This window comes from Limimaricola cinnabarinus, assembly GCF_002723615.1.
In the GTDB taxonomy this organism is placed as follows: domain Bacteria; phylum Pseudomonadota; class Alphaproteobacteria; order Rhodobacterales; family Rhodobacteraceae; genus Limimaricola; species Limimaricola cinnabarinus_B.
Genome location: NZ_KZ304955.1, coordinates 1 through 22,348, shown reverse-complemented (window position 1 = coordinate 22,348; position 22,348 = coordinate 1). Strand labels below are relative to the sequence as shown.

The window sequence follows — 22,348 nt, the reverse complement described above, 5'->3', positions numbered from 1 at the left end:
GTCTTATCCCTTCGTCAATTTCTTCTTGCGCAGCACCGCGCGGCCGCGTGCGGACGGGTCCAGCGCATCGCGCAACCCGTCGCCCAGAATGTTGAACGCCAGCGTTGAGGCCAGCAGCGCCAGACCGGGGAAGACCACCAGCCACCACGCCACCAGATAGATCGAGTTCGCGCCCGCCTCGGCCAGCATCCCGCCCCAAGACGGTGTCGGTGGCACGATGCCCATCCCCAGATAGGACAGCGTCGCCTCGAACACGATCGCATTCGGGATCAGCATGGTCGTGTAGATGATGATCGTGAGCGCGAGGTTCGGCAGAATGTCCCGCAGCAGGATGTAGCCGTGCCCCGCCCCGAGCGAGCGGCTCGCCTGCACGAACTCCCGCCGCACGAGGGATGTCGTCTCTGCGCGGATCACACGGCCGATGGTCGTCCAGCTGAAGAACACGATGACCGAGACCGACAGTGGCAAGGACGGCCCGAACACCGACACCAGCGCCAGCGCGCACAGCAGAAACGGCACGGACATCACCAGATCCATCAGCCGGCCCAGCACCACGTCGACCCAACCGCCGAAGTAGCCAGCGAGCATGCCCACGGTGACGCCAATGGTCGCCGCCAGAAGCGAGGCAAGCACACCCACCAGCAGCGACACCCGCGCGCCATAAGCGATGCGCACTAGAACGTCGCGGCCCAGCTGGTCCCCGCCCAGCAGGAACTCGGCGTTTGGCCCCACGGGCAAGCCCACCGGCGACAAGGCGGTTTCGCGGTATTGCTCGATCGGCCCGTGGCCGGTCCAGGCTTCGACCAGCGGCGCGCCCACGGCAAAGGCCACCAGCGCGATGATGAACATAAAGGCGATGACGCTCGCCGGATCGTGGGCCAGCCGCCGGAACGTCAGCGACGCCGACGAGCGCTGCACGACCACCGGCGCGTCCTCGGCCTCGGCGGTTTGGGCTTCGGTGGCGGCTTTCCGGCTGCGGGTCTGGAACTGTCCCATCACACGGCCCCCTGTTGTGGCAAGGTTGCAATCAGCTTTCGATGGTCGGGCGCGGCAGGACGAGGCGGTACATGGGATGCCGCCAGCAGGGTGCGGGTGTAATCCTTACGCGGGGCGGCGAAGATCATGCCCGCCTCTTCCAGCTCGATGATCCGCCCACCGTTCATCACCGCGATCCGGTCGCACATGTGGCGCACCACGGTCAGGTCGTGGGAAATGAACAGGCTGGTGAGGTTCAGCTCCTCTTGCAGCTCGCGGATCAGGTTGAGGATCTGCGCCTGGATCGAGACATCGAGCGCCGAGACAGGTTCGTCGAAGATCATCAGATCGGGTTTGAGAGCCAGCGCGCGTGCGATGCCGATGCGCTGCCGCTGGCCGCCGGAAAACTCGTTGGGGAAACGGTTGTAGTGTTCCGGGTTCAACCCCACGAGGCCCATGAGCCTCCGTACTTCGTCCTTGAGCGCGCCCCCCTGCGCCAGCCCGTGAATCTTCAGCGGCGCGCCGATGATCGCGCCCACGCGGCGGCGCGGGTTGAGCGAGCCATAGGGGTCCTGAAACACGATCTGCACCCGTTTGCGCAACTCGCGCCACTCCCGTCCCGAAACGTCGGACAGGCGCGAGCCGTCGAAATCCACCTCGCCGCCGGTGGCGGGCTCAAGGCCCGCGACAATCCGCGCAAGGGTGGATTTCCCGCAGCCGGATTCTCCCACGAGACCCAGCGTTTCGCCCCGGATCACGTCCAGATCGATGCCCTTGATGACCTGCAATTCACGGGTACGCGCAAAGCCCGACGCGATGCGGTAGGTCTTGGTCAGCCCCCGGATCGACACCAGCGGAGCGGCCTCGGTTGCATCGGTGGCGCGGTGCGCATGGCTCAGCGCCTCCATATCGTGGGGCACGGGTTCGAAATGGCAAAGTGCCGCGCTACCGTCGGCATATTCGCGCACCGGCGGTGGCGTGCGGCAAATCTCTTGCACCTGCGGGCAGCGCGGCGCGAAGATGCAGCCCCGGGGCGTGGTCAGCAGGCTGGGCGGGCGTCCGGGGATCGACATCAAGGGCTCATCCGGGCCGGAAATGCCCGGCGAGGACAGCAGCAAGCCTTGGGTGTAGGGATGTGTCGGCGTGCCGAACACGGCGCTGGCGGGGCCGAGCTCCAACCGGTGGCCGGCATAAAGGATCATCACCCGGTCCGCGACCGAAGACAGCAGCCCCAGATCGTGGGTGATCATCACGATGGTCACGCCAAGCTCGTCGCACATCCGCTTGAGCAATTCCATGATCTGCGCCTGCACGGTCACGTCCAGCGCAGTCGTCGGCTCATCGGCGAAGATCAGCGGCGGTTCGAGGATCAGCGCCATGGCGATCATCACGCGCTGACGCATGCCGCCGGAAAACTGGTGCGGGAAATCGTCGAGCCGTGCGGCGGCATTCACGATCCCGACTTTTTCAAGCATCTCTGCCGCACGGCGCCGTGCCTCGGCGTTCGACACGTCCTCATGGGTGTGGATCACCTCGGTGATCTGGCGGCCGATACTATAGTAGGGGTGCAGGCTCGACAACGGGTCCTGAAAGACCATGCCGATCTGGCGCCCGCGCAGGGCCCGCAACTCTTCTTGCGACATCGCCAGAAGGTCCTGCCCCTGAAACAGGCATTCGCCCTCGATCTCCGCCTGCGGCAACAGCCCCATGATCGCCTGGATCAGGACGCTCTTGCCCGATCCGCTTTCCCCGGCGATGCCGAACAGGCTGCCGGCCTCGACCGTGAAGGACAGGTTGCGGGCCGCATGAACGACGCCGTCTTCGGTGGGAATGCGGATGGAGATGTTGCGCGCCTCGATCAACGGCATGGCGGGTCCTTGGGGCTGCTTCGAGGGAAGGGGGAAGAAGAAGAGGCGCGCCACAAAGCCTGCGGCGCGCCCCTGTCGATCAGCGCAGATCAGCGATCGAGCCAGACGTTGGTCCAGTCACCATTCGCGCCCAGGGCGTAGGGCTCGAAATTCTCGACCGCGTCGCTGTGATAGACGACCACGTTCTGCGAGATGAACGGCGCCACCGGTGCGTCGGCCATCACGATCTCATCGACCTCACCCCACAGGCGCGCGGCCTCTTCGACGGAGGTGGCGTTGATCGCTTCCTTGGCGCGGGCGTTCGCCTCATCGTTGTTGTAGTCGGTGTAGTTGTAGGTCTGGTGCCGGCCGTCATAGCTAAACTGCGGCTGGAAGACCGAGCGCGCGGCCCCGCCGGCCCAGTCGGGCGACCAGCTCACCGGGGCGATGTCCCATGCGCCGTCGGTCGTGTTCTGCGGGTTGGTCATATACTTGGAGTAGTAGTCCGCAGCAGAGACGGGGATCAGCTCGATCTCGATACCGGCCTCGGCGAAGCTCGCCTGCAACGTCTGCGCGATGGCGCTTTCGTTGTTGAGGTTGCGGAACGGCATCTTCAGGCTGATCCCGTCGGGATATCCCGCCTCGGCCAACAGTTCGCGGGCCTTTTCGGGATCGCCCTTGGCATCCTCGGAAGGGTAGAGGTCGAAATCGTGATAGCCCAGCAGACCGGGTCCGAAGATCCCGTTCTGGGGTGCGGCCACGAAGGGCCCGCCCAGCTGCTGCACAACGGCGGCCTTGTTGATCGCATAGTTGAGCGCCTGACGCACCCGCAGATCGGCCAGTGCCCCGTCCGCGTTGGAGGACTTGGTGTTGATGAAGATGAAGGCCGTGCGCCCGGTCGAGATCGCGACCAGCTTGTCGTCGCCGGTGGCCTGCAACATCGGGATCAGCGCCGGCGGCACAAGGATGTCGTAGAGCATATCGGCGTCACCGGCCTGGATCTGCTGGATCGCCGCATCGGCCTGAAGCCCGAAGGTCAGCTCGATCTCGTCGACGTAGCCTGCGCGCAGCGGGTCGCTATCAGGATTCCAGGAGGGGTTGCGGACCAGACGGGTCTGCACGTCGGGGATATTCTCGGCCAATGTGTAAGGCCCGGACGAGATGAAGTTCTCGCGGTATTCGGGGCTGTCGGGCAGGTAGTCCAGAACCTCGACCGGCGCAGGCGCCGCTGCAGAGAGCGAGAGCATGTAGATGAAGTCGCCGGCCTCTTCGGTCAGGTTGAACACCACCGTGTCCTCGTCCGGGGTCTCGATGCCGGAGATGTCGTTGTTCTGGATGTAGTCCTTCATGGCCCCGACAGTCGGCTCGACCTCGGCGAAGCCATCACAGAACGTGTCCATGCCTTCGATCAGCGAGACGTAGTAGGTCAGGAACGGCGTGCCGAGCAAGGGGTTGCAGGTCCGCTTGAGGCCGCGTTCGAAATCTTCGGCGACGATGGGGCGGGCGCCGTCGGGCGCGTCCCAAGTGATGCCGTCACGCAGGGTGAAGGTGTAGGTCAGCCCGTCGTTGGACGGCTCCGGCACTTCGGTCGCAAGGTCGGCCTTGGGCGCGATGCGCGCGTCTTCGTCCATCGAGCTTTCGTAGCTGATCAGGGTGCGAGCCGTGGCGCGCACGAAGTTGTTGTCGATCACGGTGGCGACGGTCATCGGGTCCAGCCGGCCCAGATCGCCGGAGCCGAGAATGCGCAGAACGCCGCCATCCTGTCCCTGGGCCAAGGCGGGCATCGCCCCGGCCATTACCAGCGCTACGGCTGTGCTTGCAAAGGCCGCCCGGCGTGCCCCGTCGAAAGACGTGATCATACAATTCTCTCCCTTTATGCTATTATTGTCGACAATGATTATACGAGACGCATATTCTGTCAACCCGACGCGGCGGCGGCGCGATCACGATTGGCCCGCACCCCTTGCCGCACAGGCCGCCCCACTTCGGGCTCCCTTGCCAAGTCTCTGTTCTGAAGTGGGTTTCGTCGCTTTGCCGGTACGTCGACCTGGCAACTGTTTCCGTCAGGCGCCTAGAAAGCTCCATGGTTTGCGCGCTTTGCATGGAGCGTTGGCGATATTGACGAATTTTCGTCCGACCGCAGTGATGATGACTTTGAGATGGCCCCCGAAATCCTGACCCACTGCCAGGCTTGTCGCCAAGGATGACGAGGACGAACAGCGTGGCTGGCAAACGGAAGAACTACAGCGCCGAGTTCAAGGCGAAGGTGGCCTTCGAGGCCATAAGGGGTGAGGCGACGGTCGCAGAACTGGTGGCGAAGCACGGCGTGCATCAGACGGCAATCAATGCCTGGAAGCGCCAAGCGCTCGCGGGCATGGCCGGGAAATTCTCTGGCAAGGCCGGAGCGCACGCCGCCGAGAAGGAGCGTCAGATCGAGAAACTTCACACGAAGATCGGGCAGCGCGTGGTCGAGCGCGATTTTTTGGCCAAAGCCTCCGGCCGGTGAGCGTGGCCCGGAGGCGAGAGATGATCGAACCTCGGCACCCCGCCTTGGCCGTCAGTCGACAATACGCGTTGATCGGCATCAGCCGCTCGGCCTGGTATGGGCTGAGACAGGAGGAGAGCTCGCTGAACCTCGCGCTGATGAAGCTGATCGACGCGCGGTCTGCCAGAGGCCACGCACCACCATGCCCCACCCGGAGCACCGCAGATGGCCTTACCTGCTGCGCGGCAGGGTGATCGACCGACCGAACCAGGTCTGGTGCGCGGATATCACCTGCATTCCGATGCAAAGGGGCTTTCTTCATCTCGTCGCGATCATGGATCGGGCGACGCGCCGCGTTCTCTCCTGGCGGCTGTCAAACACGATGGATGTCGAGTTCTGCATCGAGGCGTTGGAGGACGCGATGCAGCGCCACGGGCTGCCGAAGATCTTCAACTCAGATCAAGGCAGCCAATTCACCAGCCCGCGCTTCACCCAGCTTTTGCTGGACGCAACGGTGAAGATCTCGATGGACGGCCGTGGACGCTGGATGGATAACGTCATGATCGAGCGCCTATGGCGGCCCCTGAAATACGAGTGCGCCTATCTGAACGCGTTCGAGACCGGCTCGGCGGCCCGGGCGGGTATCGGAAGGTGGATCGATTTCTACAACACTGAGCGGCCTCACACGGCGCTCGGTGGACGAACACCGGCCGAGGCCCATGCGGGCCCCGGCTTGAAAGCGGCGGCATGATCAACAGGCAAGCTCAGCAGCGCCGCGAACTTGTCCAGGAAATGGGGACCACCTCAGTTTCACCAGGCGTTCTAAAGCGCCAGCCCGGTACTGGTGCGACGGTCGGCGGCGACGTAGGACTGGATTTGTTTCACGATCTGGTCCGCATGGGCCAGGGCAAGGGCGTCTGCCGCCTCTACATCCTGCCGCGCGATCGCGTCGATCAGGCCATCATGTTCGGTTACGTACTCGCGCGGCAATTCATCATTGAATGACGAGTAATACAACCGCAGGATGCGCAACCCGTCATCGAGCAACTGGGCGAACAGGTTGATGTAATACTTGTTCCGGCCCGCTTCGGCGATGCCATAATGAAAGTCGCGGTTGGTCGAGATCATCTCGAGCGCGTCGCTTGAGTCGACGCTGCGCGCGAAGGCGGCCTGCAGCTTACGGATCTTTTCAAGATCGGCCTCCGTCCGGTTTTCCGCCGCCCCCCGTGTGGTGACACGGTACATTAGCGTCAGCGCATCGAAGAAGGCCGGCATGTTGACGAAATCGATCTGCGAGACGACCGTGGCGCGGTTGGTCAGGATCGTTATCAGGTTTTCCGCCGCCAGCCGCACCAGAGCCTCGCGCACGGGGGTGCGCGACATTTCGAACCGTTCGGAAAGCTGCACTTCGTCGATGGGGCTGCCCGGTGCCAGCGTCAGATCAATGATCTCCCGCCGCAGGGTCTCATAGACCACCGCGACGCCGGAACCCCGCTTGCGCCCGTGCTTGCTTTTTGCTCCATTCACGCTACTCGCTGCGCTCATCAATCCGTCCCGTGCAAAACCAGTATCGCTGCCGGTTTTATGCGAGCCCATGGGAAATTGCCAAATGTATTATTTGTGTCGACATAGAGAGTCGGGACCGATAAGACATGAGGCAATGAGGACGAGAGGTGGCCCATGCGCATAGGGATTGTCGGTGCAGGAGTGATCGGGGTCAGCGTCGCGCAGGCCCTGATGCGCGACGGGCATCACGTCACCCTATTCGACCCCGACGGGGTGGCCCAGGGTGCGTCGCGGGGGAACGCGGGAGCCTTTGCCTTTGCCGACATCATCCCGCTGGCCATCCCGGGCATCTGGAAGCAAGCGCCGAAATGGCTGCTTGATCCTCTGGGCCCGCTTTCGATCCGTCCGGCCTATGCGCTGAAACTCCTGCCGTGGCTGCTGCGGTTTGCCGGGGCCTCGTCTCCGCACCGCTACGCCGCCGCACGGGACGCCCAGACCGCGATGATGCAACTCTCCGCGCAGGCCCTCGACCGGGTGCTCGAAGCCCATGACATGCATGATCTGATCCGTCACGAGGGCCAGCTTCAGCTTTACGACAGCCCGCGCCAACTTGCCGCCGCCAAACCCGGCTGGGACGAACGCGCCGCGGCGGGCATCCGCTTTGAAACCCTCACCTCGCACGAGGCAATCCGCGAGGTGCAGCCCGGCCTCAATCCGCAGTTCACCTCGGCCGTGTTCACCCCCGACTGGTTCAACACCACCGATCCGGAGCTTTGGGTCAAGACCCTGGCCGAACGTGTGGTCGCGGGTGGAGGCGAGATCCTGCAAGTGGCAGTGCGCGGGCTCGACACCAGCGGGCCGGGCGTGACCGTGACGCACGACAACGGTACGGCGCAGTTCGACAAGGTCGTGCTGGCCGCCGGGGCGCAGTCCAACACCCTGCTGCGGCCCCTTGGCCTCAAGCTGCCGCTAGAGACCGAGCGCGGCTACAACACCACATTGCCGGCCAGCGCCTTTGATCTGCGGACGCATCTGACATTCTCGTCCCACGGTTTCGTCGTGACCCGCATCGGCGACGGCCTGCGCGTCGGCGGCGCGGTCGAGCTGGGCGGGCTTGACCTGCCTCCGAACATGAAACGGGCGCAGATCCTGCTCGACAAGGCGCGCGATTTCCTGCCCGAGCTCGACACCGCGGGCGGCGTGACGTGGATGGGGTTCCGGCCCTCCATGCCCGACAGCCTGCCGGTGATCGGCGCGGCCCCGCGCCACCCCGATCTGGTGCTGACCTTCGGGCATGGGCATCTGGGGCTGACCCAATCGGCGGGCACCGCCGAACTGGTGGCCGATCTGGTCGCCGGACGCCCCCCTGCCCTTGATCTGACGCCATTCGCGCCACAGCGTTTTCTGAAAGACAGACCATGACCAACCACAGTTTTTCTTGTTTCGACGGCCACACTTGTGGCAACCCCGTGCGCCTGGTAGCGGGAGGCGGCCCCTGTCTTGAGGGCGCCAACATGATCGAGAAGCGCGCCCATTTTCTTGCCGACTATGACTGGATCCGCACGGGCCTGATGTTCGAGCCGCGCGGCCACGACATGATGTCCGGCGCGATCCTCTATCCGCCCACGCGCGACGATTGCGACGTGGCGGTGCTTTTCATCGAAACTTCGGGCTGCCTGCCCATGTGCGGCCACGGCACCATTGGCACCGTCACCATGGCGCTGGAAAACGGTCTTGTCACCCCGCGGGAGCCGGGCAAGCTGCGGCTTGACACGCCCGCCGGTCTGGTCACCGTCGAATACCGGCAGGAAGGGCGCTTCGTGGAAGAGGTCCGCCTGACCAATGTGCCGGCCTTCCTCTATGCCGAAGGGCTCGTGGCCGAGGTCGAGGGTCTGGGCAAGGTGACCGTCGACGTGGCCTATGGCGGCAATTTCTATGCCATCGTGGAACCGCAGGAGAATTTCCGCGACATGGCCGATTACACCGCCGGGGAGCTCGTGGGCTACAGCCCCGAGTTGCGCCGCGCCCTGAACGACGCCTACAGGTTCGAACACCCCGAAAACCCCGCCATCAACGGGTTGTCGCACATCCTGTGGACCGGCGCGCCGATGCGGGACGACGCCCATGCTCGAAACGCGGTGTTTTATGGCGACAAGGCGATCGACCGCTCGCCCTGCGGCACCGGCACCTCGGCGCGCATGGCGCATCTGGCGGCGCGGGGTTCATTGATGGTGGGGGATGACTTCGTCCACGAAAGCATCATCGGCAGCCTGTTCAAGGGGCGCGTCGAAGCCGCCGCCAAGGTGGGCGACCGGGATGCGATCATCCCCTCCATCGGAGGTTGGGCGCGCCAGACCGGCATCAACACCATTTTCATCGACGACCGTGACCCCTATGCGCACGGCTTCGTGGTGACCTGAGACGATCGGCCCGCCGGGCCACCCGAAAATCCGACCTAACAGGAGAGATACATGACCTATACGCCCCACGGCAAACACCTGATCGCAGGCGAACAGGTCGACGCAGACGCGCGGTTCACCTCCTCGCCCATCGCGGGTGAGGGCCAGTCCTTCGCCGCTGGCAACTCCGCGCTGATCGACCGCGCCGTACGCGCGGCTGACGCGGCGTTTGTCGACTACGGCAACACCGGCTCCGAAACCCGCGCCCGGTTCCTTGAGACCATCGCCGGCGAGATCGACGCCCGCGGCGCCGAGATCACCGAGATGGGCCACGCCGAAACCGGCCTGCCCACCGCCCGGCTTGAGGGTGAGCGCGGCCGCACCATCGGCCAGTTGCGCATGTTCGCCGAGCACATCCGCAAGGGCGACTACCTTGACCGGCGGCACGACACCGCGCTGCCCGACCGCGAACCGCTCCCGCGCCCGGATCTGAAGCTGATCCAGCGTCCCATCGGCCCGGTCGCGGTCTTCGGTGCCTCGAACTTCCCGCTGGCCTTCTCCACCGCCGGGGGCGACACCGCCTCGGCGCTGGCGGCGGGCTGTCCCGTGGTCGTGAAGGGCCACGAAGCGCACCCCGCGACCGCCGAGCTGGTAGCCGACGCGATCACCGCCGCCGTGGCGAAATGCGACCTGCATCCGGGCACTTTCTCGATGGTTCACGGCGGCTCGCTCGAAGTTGGCAAGGCGCTCGTGGAACATCCCCTGATCCGGGCCGCGGGCTTCACCGGTTCCCTGCGCGGGGGCCGCGCGCTCTATGATCTTTGCGCCGCCCGCCCCGAGCCGATCCCCTTCTTCGGCGAGCTCGGCTCCGTGAACCCGATGTTCCTGCTGCCCAACGCCATGTCCGACCGCGCCGCCGCCTTGGGCGAAGGCTGGGCCGGGTCGCTGACCATGGGCGTGGGCCAGTTCTGCACCAGCCCCGGTGTGGTCGTGATGCTGGACGGGCCCGAGGCCGACGCCTTCATCGCGGCCGCCGCCAAGGCCCTGGACAAGGTCGAAGGCCAAACCATGCTCACCGACGGAATCGCCGAGGCCTACCGCAGCGGCCGGGATGCCGTGGTCGCCACCGGTGCCGTGAGCAGCGTCCTGTCGAAACAGTGCGACGGCCGCACCGCCGCCCCCTCCCTTTTCGTGACCACCGGTGCGGACTGGCGCGCGAACCCCGACCTGTCCCATGAGGTGTTCGGGCCGTTGGGCATCGTCGTACGTGTCACCGATCTGGACGAGATGGAACAGCTTGCCCAAGAGCTCGCCGGGCAGTTGACCTGCACCCTGCACATGGACGACGCCGACACCGACGTGGCCAGGCGGCTTGTCAGCATTCTGGAACGCAAGGCCGGGCGTCTGCTGGTCAACGGCTTCCCCACGGGTGTGGAAGTCGGTGATGCCATGGTGCATGGCGGCCCCTACCCTGCGACCACCTTCTCGGGCACCTCGGTGGGCACGATGGCGATCCGCCGCTTCCTGCGCCCCGTGAGCTTCCAGAACGTCCCCAACGCGCTGCTGCCCAACGTCTGGGCCTAAGATCACACTCCCCGCGCAGGTGACGTGCTTGCGCGGGGTCGGGTGAGAGAAAGCTGACGTGAGAAACGGAGCGGGTGTGGCGCCATTGGCGCGGCCTCGCCGGAAGCTCTCCATCGGTGGTGCGAAGGCAGCCGGGGCCATGGCGGTCACGGGACCAACACCGGGCATCTTCTGCATGCGCGCGGAAAAACGCGATGGCCGGCTGGCCGCCGATATCTGAGCGTCGATCTCCTCGATGCGACGAGACAAATCGGCGATCTGGTTCAGACAAAGTCGCGCCATCTGGCGCATGGGAGCCGGAAGGTCAGCCGCACCTCATGGCCGAAACCCATCAAAGTGCGAGCCCAGTGGTGAGCCGTGGCGCACGCCTCCATCGCGACGCGGCAAGGAGGATGTGCCTCCATGAATGCCACGAACTGATTGCGCGACAGCTTCTCTCGAAAGACGACTTCGCTGTCGGCGGTCGCTCCGTGAAGCTGGAACACCTGCTTGGCCAAGTCGATGCCGATGATTGGTACGTCCTTCATCATAGCTCAACCTTCCTGATCCGATCCGGGCCATCGTGGCACAAGTGCCGTCAGGAGGGGCGACCCAACTCATCATCATCAAGACCCCCGAAAATGTCGACAAAAAAAAACTGCTACATGTATAAATATTGTATTTTACTTGTATTGGTATCTGTAATTATCTGTATCCAGACTCGTCGCCAACAGACGGGCACCTACCCACCAGCAGAGAGCATCAAATGACATTCTACCGTTTTCCCGCAGGCCTTCTGGCCGCGGCTCTGGTTGCCGGCCCGGTTCAAGCGGACAAGCTCGATGACATCATCTCATCGGGCACGCTGCGTTGCGCCGTCGTGCTGGACTTCCCGCCGATGGGCTCGCGCGACGCCAATAACGAGCCGGTCGGTTTCGACGTCGACTACTGCAATGATCTCGCGGCGGCGCTTGGTGTGGAGGCGGAAATCGTGGAAACGCCGTTCCCCGACCGCATCCCGGCCTTGGTATCCGGCCGCGCCGATATCGGCGTAGCCTCGACCTCCGATACGCTCGAACGCGCCAAGACGGTGGGCTTCAGCATCCCCTATTTCGCGTTCACCAACGTCGTTCTCACCCGCGAGGATGCGGGCATCTCGGATTTCGACGCGCTCGAAGGGCGCACGGTGGGATCGGTGGCCGGCACCTACGAGGCGATCGCCCTCGAGGCCGATGTCGATGAATGGGGGGATGGCAGCTTCCGTCCGTATCAGAGCCAGGCCGATGTGTTCCTAGCCCTGTCGCAAGGCCAGATCGATGCCACCATTGTCACCTCGACCGTGGCGTCCTCGATCATTGAAAGTGGCAAGTTCGAGGGGCTGACGATCGCCGGGGAGGCGCCCTATGATGTCGACTATGTTGGCCTGATCACGCTGCGTAATGAATACGGCCTTCTCAACTATCTCGATCTCTTCGTGAACCAGCAGGTTCGCACGGGCCGCTATGCGGAACTCTATGAAAAATGGGTCAACGACACGGCGCCCGACCTGGTAATCGAAAAGGTCTATCGCTGAGCCGGATCGGGGGCGCCCTTCGAGTGCCCCCGATCCGTTGACCGTTTCGAGCGGAGAGCCCGATGTTCAACTATACCTTTCAGTGGCGGCAGGCCTTCCGCGCCTTGCCGGAGATGCTCGATGGGGCGCTGGTCACACTGCAGATTGCGGTCCTGTCGATGCTCATCGGCATGACGTTCGCCGTGATCCTTGCGGTGGCGCGCAATTCCGCCTCGCGCTGGCTGCGCGCGCCGGCCACGGCCTGGGTCGAGGTAGCCCGCAACACGCCGGCGCTGTTCCAAATCTACATGGCGCATTTCGGACTCGGCTCCTTCGGGATCTATCTGAGCCCGTTTGCCGCGCTGCTCGCCGGTATCGCGTTCAACAATGCCGGCTATCTGTCCGAGACCTTCCGCGGTGCGCTGCGCGCGATCCCGGACACGCAGATCCGGGCCGGACGCTCGCTCGGCATGGGACAGGCCCAGGCGTTTCGGCTGATCGTCATGCCGCAGATGCTGCGCATCTCCTTCCTGCCGACAATGAACCAGACGGTCTGGGCAATCCTGATGACATCGCTCGGTGTCACGGTAGGGATGAACACCGACCTCGCCGGCGTCACGCAGGACCTCAACGCGCGCAGCTTCCGCACCTTCGAGTTCTTCGCTCTCGCGGCGGTGATCTATTACGTCATCGCCAAGGCGGTGATGCTGGCGTCGCGGCTCGCCGCATGGCGCATGTTCCGTTACTGACGGGGAGGGGAGAACATGTTCGACACCAGCCTCACTCTCAACGACGTCTGGTTCATGCTGAAAGGGGCGGGGGTCACGCTCGCGGTCACGGCATTCGCGGTGACGGGGGGCACGGTTCTGGGCCTTCTGTTCGGCGTGATCCGCAGCCAGGTCAGGCCATGGATCACCTTGCCGCTCATCTTCGTGCTCGACATCTTCCGCTCGGTGCCGCTGCTGATCCAACTCATTCTCGCCAACGCGCTACAGGCCATCGCCGGGTTCCAGATTTCGCCCTTCGTCACGTCCTGCATCGTGCTGGCGCTCTATACATCGGCCTATTGCACCGAGATCGTGCGCGGCGCGATCGAGGCGGTGCCCAAGGTGACCCGCCGCGCGGCTCGCTCGCTGGGCATGACATGGGGGCAGGACATGACGCAGATCGTCTTTCCCATGGCGCTGCGCGTCGGCCTGCCGAGCTGGATCGGCCTGACGCTGGGGGTGATGAAGGACAGCGCCCTGATACTCTGGCTGGGTCTGATCGAGTTGCTGCGCGCCTCGCAGATCCTGGTGACGCGGTTGCAGGAGCCGATGTTCATCCTGCTCGTTGCCGGCGCGATCTATTTCGCGCTGAGCTTTCCCATCGCCCGCTTCGGCGCCCATCTCGAAAGACGGTGGCAAGAGAATGATTGAAATCGAAAACGTGCATAAATCCTTCGGCGCCCTGGAGGTGCTCAAGGGCATCGACCTGACCGTCGAGAAAGGCGAGGTCGTCTCCGTGATCGGCGGATCCGGCTCCGGCAAGTCGACCTTGCTGACCTGCATCAACGGGCTGGAGCCGATCAACACGGGCCGGATCGTCGTCGACGGTACCGAGGTGCATGCCGCCTCGACCGATCTGAACCGGCTGCGCCGCAAGATCGGCATCGTGTTTCAGCAGTTCAACGCCTTTCCGCATCTCACGGTGCTGGAGAACGTGACCCTGGCGCTGCGCAAGGTGTTGGGCAAGTCGCGTGGCGAGGCCGAGGAAATCGCGGCGCGCCAGCTCGGCCATGTCGGGCTTGGTGACAAGCTCAAGGTCTATCCCGGCCGCCTGTCGGGCGGACAGCAGCAGCGCATGGCGATCGCGCGCGCGCTGGCGATGTCGCCCGACTACATCCTGTTCGACGAGGTGACCTCCGCGCTCGATCCGCAGCTGGTCGGCGAGGTGCTCGATACGCTCAAGCTGCTGGCCGAGGAGGGCATGACGATGATCTGCGTGACTCACGAGATGAACTTCGCGCGCGACGTCTCGCATCGCGTCGCGTTCTTTCACAAAGGCGTCATGGCCGAGATCGGCGCGCCCGACCAGATCTTCGGCGCGCCCGAGCGGCCCGAAACCCGCGAGTTCCTGTCGAACGTGCGCTGATGGAACGGGATAATCGTCCTCATCGGTGCCGGGGTCGTGGGCCGGTCGATTGCTCTCGCTGCCCAAGCGCGCGGGCTGAAGGTCCGCGTGATCGACCGGGGGGCGTTCGGCAGGCGCGAGCGCGGGCAATGCCGGGGCCTTCGCCTTCAGCGACGTGCTGCCGCTCGCCTCGTCGCGGGTCATCCAGCAGGCGCCCTTTCGAAAGCATCATCGGCTCGCTGTTCCGGGTGCGAATCGAGGCTCGGACCGAGCTGGCCGGCCGGCCGCCATCGCGGGCTGAGCGCGGCTGACCGGTTACAATACCATCTTCATCGGCGAACGCATGGCTTCGTCGTCACGTGATCCGGGAGGAGGCATCATGACGCTCTGCATCGTCGCGGGCCGGGCCGAGGCTCCGGTGCTCGTGCTGTCGGAAGGGTTGAGCTTCTGGGGCGGGGTGGACCCGGCCAGCGGCCGGATCATCGACACACATCACCCCCAGCACGGCGAAAGCCTCGCGGGCCGGGTGGTGATGATGCCGACGAGCCGGGGCTCGTGCACCGGCAGCGGCGTGCTGTTGGAGCTGGCGCTGAACGGCCATGCGCCCGCCGCGCTCGTGTTTCGGGATTCCGAGGACATTCTGACGCTGGGCGCGTTGATCGCCTCGCGCATGTTCGGCCAGTCCCTGCCGGTGCTGCGGCTCGATGCGGTGGGCTATGACGCGGTGTCGCGACAAGGCCGGGTCGGGATCGAGGAAACCCAACTCCGAGCGGGGGATCTGCGCCTGCGGCTCGATCCGGTCGCGCCCGACGGGCTGGAGATGGAGGAGACCGACCGCGCGATGCTGCAGGGTAGCGAAGGCCCGGCCATGCAATTCGCGATGGAAACGGTCTGCACCATGGCCCTCGTGCAGGGCGCGCGCAGCCTCGTCGGGGTGAGCCGTGCCCATATCGACGGCTGCATCTATGCCAGCCCCGCCAATCTGCGCTTCGCCGAGGCGATGCTGGAACAGGGGGCGAAGGTGCGCCTGCCCACGACCATGAACGCCATCTCGGTGGATCGGGGCAATTGGCAAAGCCAGGGCGTGGCGCCCGATTTCGGCGGCCCGGCGGCCCGGCTGGCCGACGCCTATGTGGCGATGGGCGCGCAGCCGAGTTTCACCTGCGCGCCCTATCAGCTCGACGACCGGCCGGCGCGGGGAGAGTTCATCGCCTGGGCCGAGTCGAACGCGGTGATCTATGCCAACAGCGTGATCGGCGCGCGCAGCGTCAAGCATCCCGATTTTCTCGACCTGTGCATCGCCATGACCGGCCGCGCGCCGCTGTCCAGCGTCTATCTCGACGCGGAACGCGTCGCGCGCCGCGTCATCGCGGTCGATCTGCCCCCGGACCATGACGAGGCGCTCTGGCCGATGCTCGGCTATCTCGCCGGCAAACTGTCGCCGGACCGGATCCCGCTGCTCACCGGGCTGGAACATGCGCGGCCGAACGAGGACGACCTGAAGGCGCTCTGCGCGGCCTTCGGCACCAGCTCGGCCGCACCGATGCTGCACGTCGCCGGGCACACGCCCGAGGCGTCCCATGTCGCGCCGGAGGCGGATCGGCTCCAGGTCGGCGCCAAGGAGCTCGCGCAGGTCTGGCACCAGTTCAACGCGGCCGAAGAGACGGTCGATCTGGTCGCCTTCGGCAGCCCTCATTTCTCGGCCGCCGAATGCCGGCGGGTGGCCAAGCTGCTCGATGGGCGGCGCTGCCTTGAGACGACCGCGACCGTCGTCACCGTGGGTCCCGGCACGTTTGAGGCGATCAAGGAGTGCGGCACGCTGTCGACGCTCGAGACGGCGGGTGTTCGGGTCGTCCCCGACATCTGCTGGTGTTCGATCGTCGAGCCGGTGTTTCCGCCGACGGCGCGGGTGCTGATGACCAATTCAGGCAAATACGCCCACTACGCGCCGGGGTTGTCGGGCCGCGGCGTGCGCTTCGGCAGCCTTTCCGACTGCGTGGAGACGGCGCTGAACGGACGCGCCCCAGCCGGTCCGCCGGCATGGCTCGATTGAAACGAAGGAAGGGCCGATGCGCAGCCGCAAGACCGTCCACGTGATTTCGGCACATGCCGAGGGAGAACTCGGGTGGGTTGGGGCACGGTTTCTTGAGACAGTCCGTAGCACCATTTCTCTGGATCAGGGGAGTACGAGATGGACGACAAAAGGATTACGACACCAGGCGCGACGGAAGCCCCGGCCTCGTCGGCGCGCACCCATAAAGCCGGCGACGACGGGACCTTGGCCGGCGGTACGAGACGCTTCTCCGCGAAGCGCGAGCTGACGGCCGTTCAACGGCTGATGCCTCTCGCCTTTCAGGGCAACGAAGCCTGGGGCGATGAGGTTTCGGCGCATTGGCGGCGCGTCGAAGGCGGTGGCGGCCGAGCTTGACGACATCACCCCCAGCGCCGAGATCCTGACCGCCGCTGCCGCGCCGGATCTGGCGCGACGTCTGCTCACGGCGTAGGTCGAGACGCGGCTCATGCGCGTGTTGGCCGAAGCCGAGGCGCCGGCCGCAACCTATGAGGTTCGGCTGCGCGCGGGGTCCGGGCTCAACATGGGTGCGGTTCTGAAGATGCTCGGCCAGATCTGGTGAGCGGTGTGACACTGGGCTCGCTCTTATCTGCCTGCCTCATGCGACACCCATCACCTGCCCGCTGCTTCGCAACCCATCGACCGCACATCGCACTCGCGCGTCGGCGGCAGCACAGGCAGTGACAACCTTCGTGCAGTGCCGCCCGCCCGTTCATTCGCCCGGCCATCTCCATGCGTCGATCTCCGGCAGATCCGTGCCCGTCTCGCGGATATGGCGCTCATGCGCCGCCAGCCGGTCACGGCAATGCGCGGCCAATGCCTCGGCCGCCCCGTCCTTCCGACCGGACCGGCGCAGCGCCGCCAGCGTCAGGTGAAACCGGTCGAGCCCGTTGCGCACCACCATGTCGAAGGGCGTGGTGGTGGTGCCGCTCTCCCGGTAGCCGTGAACATGGATGTTTGCATGGTTGCGCCGCTTGCAGGACAGCTCGTGAACGAGGCCGGGATAGCCGTGAAAGGCGAAGATCACCGGGCGATCTGTCGTGAACAGCGCGTCGTATCGCTTTTCCGGCAGCCCGTCCGGATTGCGCGGTGGCGGCTGCAGGGCCATGAGGTCGACCACGTTCACCACGCGCAGGGGAAGATCCGGCAACCGCTCGCGCAGGAGGGCGACGGCGGCGAGGGTCTCCTGTGTCGGCACATCTCCCGCGCAGGCCATGACCACGCCCGGATCACCCGCGTCCGAGGCCCAGTCCCAGATGCCGATCCCGGCCGCGCAATGCGCGCGCGCCGCCTCGGGCGACAACCATTGGCTCTCCTCGTGCTTGCCCGAGACGATGACGTTCACCCGGTCGCGGCTTTCGAGACAGCTTCGCGCCACCTGCAACAGGGAATTGGCATCCGGGGGCAGCCAGATCCGCGCGACCTTCGCGCCTTTCGAGGCGACATGGTCGAGGAAGCCGGGATCCTGATGGCTGAAGCCGTTATGGTCCTGCCGCCAGACATGCGACGTCAGCAGGTAGTTCAAGGAGGCCAGCGGCGCGCGCCAGTGCAGCTCCCGGCTCACCCGAAGCCATTTGGCAAACTGGTTGAGCATCGAGCCGGCGATAGGGATGAAGGCCTCGTAGCTGTTGAACAGCCCGTGTCGCCCGGTGAGCAGATACCCTTCAAGCCAGCCCTGGCACAGATGCTCGGACAGCACCTCCATCACCCGCCCGTCGGCGGCGAGGTCGGCATCGCTGTCGATCACGGCGCCGGTGGCCTTGCGCCCGCTTGCCTCGAACACGGTGTCGAGCTTGTTGCTCTCCGTCTCGTCGGGGCCGAACAGGCGGAAATTGTCGGGGTTGGCGCGCATCAGCTCGCGCAGCCAGACCCCGAGCGCGCGGTTGGCGCTGGCCTGCGCCGCGCCGGGGGCCGGCACCTCGACCTCCGCCACCGACAGGGCGGGCAGGTCGAGCGGGCGCAAGAGCTTTCCACCATTGGCCGCCGGATGCGCGCCCATGCGCCGCGCGCCTTGAGGCGCGAGCGCCCGGATCTTTGGGCTCGGCGCGCCATCCGCAAAAAGCTCCTCGGGGCGGTAGCTGCGCAGCCAGGCCTCGAGCTGGCGCAGATGCGCCTCGTTTTCGCGCACGCCGGGCAGCGGCACCTGATGCGCCCGGTGCGTGCCCTCGACCGGCGCGCCGTCCACCTCCTTCGGTCCGGTCCAGCCCTTGGGGCTGCGCAGGATGATCAGCGGCCAGCGCGGGGTCTCCGCCGGGTCGGCCTCCCCCGACCGCGCCGCGCGCTGGATCGCGGCGATCCGGTCGAAGGCCGCATCCAGCGCGGCGGCCATCTCGCCATGCATCCGCGCCGGATCGTCGCCGGAGACGAAGACCGGCGCGTAGCCATGGCCGCGAAACAGCGCGTCGAGCGCTTCGTCCGGCATGCGGCCCATCACCGTCGGCCCGGCGATCCGGTAGCCGTTGAGATGCAGGATCGGCAGCACCGCCCCGTCGCGCGCCGCGTCGACGAAGCGGATCGAGGGCCAGCTTGCCGCGAGCGGCCCGGTCTCGGCCTCGCCGTCGCCGATCACGCAGGCCACGTGCAGATCCGGGTTGTCGAAAGCCGCGCCATGGGCGTGCATCAGGCTGTAGCCCAGCTCCCCGCCCTCATGGATCGAGCCCGGCGTCTCGGGCGCGGCATGGCTCGGCACGCCGCCCGGAAAGGAGAACTGCCGCACGAAGCGGCGCAGGCCGTCCTCGCCGAAACCGATCTCGGGATAGGTCTCGCCATAGCTGCCTTCGAGCCAAGTGTTGGCCAGCACCGCAGGGCCGCCATGGCCGGGCCCGGCGATGAAGATCATCTCGAGATCGCGTGCCCGGATCACCCGGTTGAGATGGGCATAGACGAAGTTCAGCCCCGGCGAGGTCCCCCAATGCCCAAGGAGCCTCGGCTTGATGTGCGCGGGGCGCAGCGGCTCGTGCAGCAGCGGGTTGTCGAGCAGGTAGATCTGCGCCGCCGATAGGTAGTTGGCGGCCCGCCACCAGGCATCGACATGATCCAACTCGTCGCTCATCTCTCGTTCCCTTTCAGACAGTCTTCCACGGCGCGGGCGATCTCGGCTTCTTCCTCGGCGGGCAGCACCCGGACCTCGATCCGGCTGTCCGGTGCCGAGATCAGCATCGCGCTTCGGGCATTGGCGGCCCCGTCGAGCGCGAGACCGAGCCAGCCCAGCCTTTCGCAGACCCGGGCCCTGATTTCCGGCTGCCCCTGCCCCGCGCCGCCGGTGAAGACCAGCGCGTCGACACCGCCGAGGCTGGCCGCCATCGCGCCGACATGGCGGGTGAGCAGATGGCAGTAGAGGTCGATCGCCCGCGCGGCCGCCCTGTCCTTCGAGGCGAAGAGATCGCGCAGATCCGCGCTGATGCCCAACACGCCCTTCAGACCCGAGCGGCGATAGAGCAGCTCCTCCATCTCCTCCGCGCCAAGTCCGTCGCGCTTCATCAGGTAGAGCAGCGCCCCGGGATCGAGCGCACCCGAGCGCGTGCCCATCATCATTCCGTCGAGCGGCGTCAGCCCCATCGTCGTATCGACGCTCCTGCCATCCAGCAGGGCGCACAGGCTCGCGCCGCCCGCCAGATGCGCCGCGATCACGCGTCTCGCCTCCGACAGCCCCGCCATCTGCCGCGCGACCGAGGCATAGGACAGCCCGTGAAACCCGTGCCGCCGCAGCCCGTGGGCGACGTCGCCGGGCAGCGGCAGGCGGCGCGCGACCTCCGGCATGGCGGCATGAAACGCGTCGTCGAACACGGCGATCTGCACGAGATCGGGATGCGCGCGGCGCAGCCAGCCCGCCGCGTCGAGATTGGCCCCCTGATGCAGCGGCGCGAAGGGCGTGGAGCCGCGCAGCTCACCTTCCGTCTCGGCATCGAGCATGACCGGCGCCGCAAAGCGCCCGCCGCCATGCACGACCCGGTGCCCGACCGTGAGAGGCCCCGGCAACTCCGTCTTCAGCCGCCTTGCGAGCGCAAGCACCACGTCGCGGCGGTTCGGCCCTTGTGGCAGATCGAGCGGCGGCAGGTCGGCGCCCTGCTCGTCCTGCAGCACCACGCCTTCATCGGTGCTGTCGTCGAGACCGCCTCTCAGCAGCAGGCCGGGCGCGCCGGAGCCGCGCGAAAACGCGGCGAACTTCATGCTGGATGAGCCGATGTTGAAGGCAAGGATGCTGCCGGTCATACGATGTTCCGGTTGGGCCCGGCCCGCATTCGGGCGGGGGGGCGAAGAGAATGCCACGGGGCAGGCCACCGCCCTGCCCCGTGGCGTCTTCACGGCCAGCGACCTTTCGGGCCGCGAGACGTCATTCCCCGGCGGCAGCCATGCGGCACTTGGCATATTCCTGCTGCGAGACCATGCCGTCGCCGTCGAGATCCATCTCGGCGAACTCCGACCCGGCCTGCTGCGTCGCATCGCCTTCGGGCGCATAATCGGCGGTGCAGAACGAGCCGTCGTCATAGGCCGCCTCATCCGGCGATTGCCCGGCAAAGGTGATTTCGGGCCCCTGCGCCTGCAGGTCGGCGCGTATCCGCGTCATCTCGCGGCGCTGCAGTTCCTGCTCGATCTGCGGGCGCACCATCTCGAGCGCCGGCACCTCGCCCTGCGCGTTTCGGGTGATCTGTTCATAGGCCGTGTTCACGGCCTCATCGCTGGTGGCATCCGCCATCTCGCGTTGCAGCCAGAACTGCACAAGCGCGTTCTCCTCGGCTTCGGCGGTGGCCTGATCGGCCATGGCGGCAAAGTCTGGATCGTCGACGAGGTTCTCGCTGCGCGCCCGGTCGAGGATCAGCTCGCGCAGCACGAGTTGCTGGAGAGCCATCGGCAGCAGCATCTCGGCGGGCTGCGCGCGCATGGGCTGCGGCAATGCGCCGATCGCGCGCATCACGTCGGAGCCGAGGATCTCGGCATCCCCCACGGTGACGACCACCGCGTCGGGGCCGCCCATCGCGCCCTCGGTCAGGGCGGTGTCGGTTTCGGCGGTGTCGGGGGCGTCGGCCTGGGCAATCTTTTCCTGCGTGGTCTGCGCCTGCGATGCGTCATCCTGCTGGGCAGTGGCGGGCAGCCCCCCCAAGGGAAGCGCCAGCAGCGTGGCAAGGGCGGTGGACCGGGCAATTGCAGCACGAAATGTCATCTCTCGTCCTCCTTCTCCGTGATGCTGCCCCAACGACAACCTCCGGGCGCTGTTCCACCAATGTGATGACCCCTGCGCACAAGCGGCGGGGCACCGGGCGAAACGGAGCCTTGCGCCGACCGTTGGACTAGGGTCCTCCCCGATCCTGGGACAGGATCCGGCCGTCCAGTTTCCCAAAAGCAGGCCACACCCCGGCCTTGCGGCCATGCCGTGCCGAAGCCCTGAACCGCCCCGGGTTGCCCGGAGAGCAGAACTCTCGAAGGATTGCTCTTTATGGACAGGAAGACGCATATGACAGGCTCGTACTCGGCCGAGTTTCGCGAGCGGGCAGTGCAGATGGTCGAGGATCATCTGGAAAGTTACCGCGGCCGATCGGCGGCGGTGCGCGACATGGCTCAGAAGCTGGGCTGTTCGTCTGACAGCCTGCGGGTCTGGTACAAGCAGGCGCAACGTAACACGGGCAAGGAGGCCGGACCGACCAGCGCGGAGAAGGCCCGGATCAAGGAGCTCGCAGAAAGCGTCATCGGCCTGTTCAAGGCCGAGGTGGCGTTGTTGCAGAACTCCCCGCCTTATGGTTCACACAGCGGATCAGCCGCTTAGGTGGGCGGCATGACGAAGCCCATGCCTGCCTGCTATCGCACTACGAACTGGTCCGCTTACAACGCCGCGCTGCGCGA

Annotated in this window: 18 protein-coding genes and 1 pseudogene; 11 read left to right on the top strand and 8 right to left on the bottom strand. The window is 65.9% G+C overall.

Going from position 1 to position 22,348, the window contains the following annotated elements:
• Nucleotides 1-3: 3 nt before the first annotated feature.
• The 3 genes from CJ301_RS07115 to CJ301_RS07105 form a co-directional block, all read right to left on the bottom strand.
• A complete protein-coding gene (locus tag CJ301_RS07115; protein ID WP_099275779.1) occupies nucleotides 4-996 on the bottom strand; it encodes an ABC transporter permease in 993 nt (330 codons plus the stop codon).
• Entirely contained in the window at nucleotides 996-2,837 is a 1,842-nt protein-coding gene (locus CJ301_RS07110) for an ABC transporter ATP-binding protein (RefSeq protein ID WP_216823254.1), read from the bottom strand. The genes CJ301_RS07115 and CJ301_RS07110 overlap by 1 nt, the downstream gene beginning before the upstream one ends.
• A 95-nt stretch (nucleotides 2,838-2,932) precedes the next feature.
• Complete coding sequence (locus CJ301_RS07105; RefSeq protein WP_216823253.1) at nucleotides 2,933-4,606, bottom strand: ABC transporter substrate-binding protein; 1,674 nt, start codon at nucleotides 4,604-4,606, stop codon at nucleotides 2,933-2,935.
• A 437-nt stretch (nucleotides 4,607-5,043) separates the two neighbouring features.
• Here CJ301_RS07105 and CJ301_RS07100 point away from each other — a divergent pair.
• A pseudogene (locus tag CJ301_RS07100) lies at nucleotides 5,044-6,055 on the top strand (transposase); the annotation flags it as partial.
• 74 nt (nucleotides 6,056-6,129) lie between these two features.
• On the opposite strand, the gene CJ301_RS07095 reads toward CJ301_RS07100, so the two are convergent.
• Nucleotides 6,130-6,903, bottom strand: a complete 774-nt coding sequence (locus tag CJ301_RS07095) for a GntR family transcriptional regulator (RefSeq protein WP_367869639.1) — start codon at nucleotides 6,901-6,903, stop codon at nucleotides 6,130-6,132.
• Between the two features lie 84 nt (nucleotides 6,904-6,987).
• Here CJ301_RS07095 and CJ301_RS07090 point away from each other — a divergent pair, with 84 nt between their 5' ends.
• The 3 genes from CJ301_RS07090 to CJ301_RS07080 are packed head-to-tail and all read left to right on the top strand — an operon-like array spanning nucleotide 6,988 to nucleotide 10,796.
• Nucleotides 6,988-8,235, top strand: coding sequence for an NAD(P)/FAD-dependent oxidoreductase (locus tag CJ301_RS07090; RefSeq protein ID WP_099275771.1), 1,248 nt, complete (start codon nucleotides 6,988-6,990; stop codon nucleotides 8,233-8,235).
• Nucleotides 8,232-9,233 carry a 4-hydroxyproline epimerase gene (locus CJ301_RS07085; RefSeq protein ID WP_099275769.1) on the top strand — a complete coding sequence of 334 codons (1,002 nt, stop codon included), beginning with the start codon at nucleotides 8,232-8,234 and terminating at the stop codon, nucleotides 9,231-9,233. The genes CJ301_RS07090 and CJ301_RS07085 overlap by 4 nt, the downstream gene beginning before the upstream one ends.
• Nucleotides 9,234-9,284: 51 nt before the next feature.
• Complete coding sequence (locus CJ301_RS07080) at nucleotides 9,285-10,796, top strand: aldehyde dehydrogenase (NADP(+)) (RefSeq protein ID WP_099275767.1); 1,512 nt, start codon at nucleotides 9,285-9,287, stop codon at nucleotides 10,794-10,796.
• 263 nt (nucleotides 10,797-11,059) lie between these two features.
• Here CJ301_RS07080 and CJ301_RS07075 read toward each other — a convergent pair whose 3' ends face one another.
• Complete coding sequence (locus CJ301_RS07075) at nucleotides 11,060-11,326, bottom strand: hypothetical protein (RefSeq protein WP_099275765.1); 267 nt, start codon at nucleotides 11,324-11,326, stop codon at nucleotides 11,060-11,062.
• A 215-nt stretch (nucleotides 11,327-11,541) separates the two neighbouring features.
• Between CJ301_RS07075 and CJ301_RS07070 the strand changes: the two genes are divergently transcribed.
• The 6 genes from CJ301_RS07070 (at nucleotide 11,542) to CJ301_RS18660 (ending at nucleotide 16,867) form a co-directional block, all read left to right on the top strand.
• Complete coding sequence (locus tag CJ301_RS07070; protein ID WP_099275763.1) at nucleotides 11,542-12,348, top strand: ABC transporter substrate-binding protein; 807 nt, start codon at nucleotides 11,542-11,544, stop codon at nucleotides 12,346-12,348.
• 62 nt (nucleotides 12,349-12,410) lie between these two features.
• The gene (locus tag CJ301_RS07065) at nucleotides 12,411-13,076 is read left to right on the top strand and encodes an amino acid ABC transporter permease (protein WP_099275761.1); all 666 of its coding nucleotides are present in this window, start codon (nucleotides 12,411-12,413) and stop codon (nucleotides 13,074-13,076) included.
• A 15-nt stretch (nucleotides 13,077-13,091) separates the two neighbouring features.
• Nucleotides 13,092-13,745 (top strand): amino acid ABC transporter permease, encoded by a 654-nt coding sequence (locus tag CJ301_RS07060; protein ID WP_099275759.1) that lies wholly within the window; start codon nucleotides 13,092-13,094, stop codon nucleotides 13,743-13,745.
• Nucleotides 13,738-14,460: an amino acid ABC transporter ATP-binding protein gene (locus tag CJ301_RS07055; protein WP_099275757.1), complete on the top strand. Its 723-nt coding sequence runs from the start codon at nucleotides 13,738-13,740 to the stop codon at nucleotides 14,458-14,460. The genes CJ301_RS07060 and CJ301_RS07055 overlap by 8 nt, the downstream gene beginning before the upstream one ends.
• 358 nt (nucleotides 14,461-14,818) lie before the next feature.
• On the top strand, nucleotides 14,819-16,492 hold the full coding sequence (lhpI, locus tag CJ301_RS07045) for a cis-3-hydroxy-L-proline dehydratase (RefSeq protein ID WP_099275755.1): 1,674 nt from the start codon (nucleotides 14,819-14,821) through the stop codon (nucleotides 16,490-16,492).
• Nucleotides 16,493-16,630: 138 nt separating this feature from the next.
• Nucleotides 16,631-16,867 carry a hypothetical protein gene (locus CJ301_RS18660; protein ID WP_162620446.1) on the top strand — a complete coding sequence of 79 codons (237 nt, stop codon included), beginning with the start codon at nucleotides 16,631-16,633 and terminating at the stop codon, nucleotides 16,865-16,867.
• Nucleotides 16,868-17,222: 355 nt separating this feature from the next.
• Here the strand turns inward: CJ301_RS18660 and CJ301_RS07040 are convergent, their stop codons facing one another.
• The 3 genes from CJ301_RS07040 to CJ301_RS07030 form a co-directional block, all read right to left on the bottom strand.
• Entirely contained in the window at nucleotides 17,223-19,562 is a 2,340-nt protein-coding gene (locus CJ301_RS07040) for a phosphoketolase family protein (protein ID WP_099275753.1), read from the bottom strand.
• The gene (locus CJ301_RS07035; RefSeq protein ID WP_099275751.1) at nucleotides 19,559-20,722 is read right to left on the bottom strand and encodes an acetate/propionate family kinase; all 1,164 of its coding nucleotides are present in this window, start codon (nucleotides 20,720-20,722) and stop codon (nucleotides 19,559-19,561) included. Before CJ301_RS07035 ends, CJ301_RS07040 begins: the two co-directional genes overlap by 4 nt.
• 121 nt (nucleotides 20,723-20,843) lie before the next feature.
• Nucleotides 20,844-21,671: a hypothetical protein gene (locus tag CJ301_RS07030; RefSeq protein WP_099275749.1), complete on the bottom strand. Its 828-nt coding sequence runs from the start codon at nucleotides 21,669-21,671 to the stop codon at nucleotides 20,844-20,846.
• A 273-nt stretch (nucleotides 21,672-21,944) separates the two neighbouring features.
• Here CJ301_RS07030 and CJ301_RS07025 point away from each other — a divergent pair, with 273 nt between their 5' ends.
• Nucleotides 21,945-22,271, top strand: a complete 327-nt coding sequence (locus CJ301_RS07025; RefSeq protein ID WP_099275747.1) for a transposase — start codon at nucleotides 21,945-21,947, stop codon at nucleotides 22,269-22,271.
• Nucleotides 22,272-22,348: the final 77 nt, after the last annotated feature.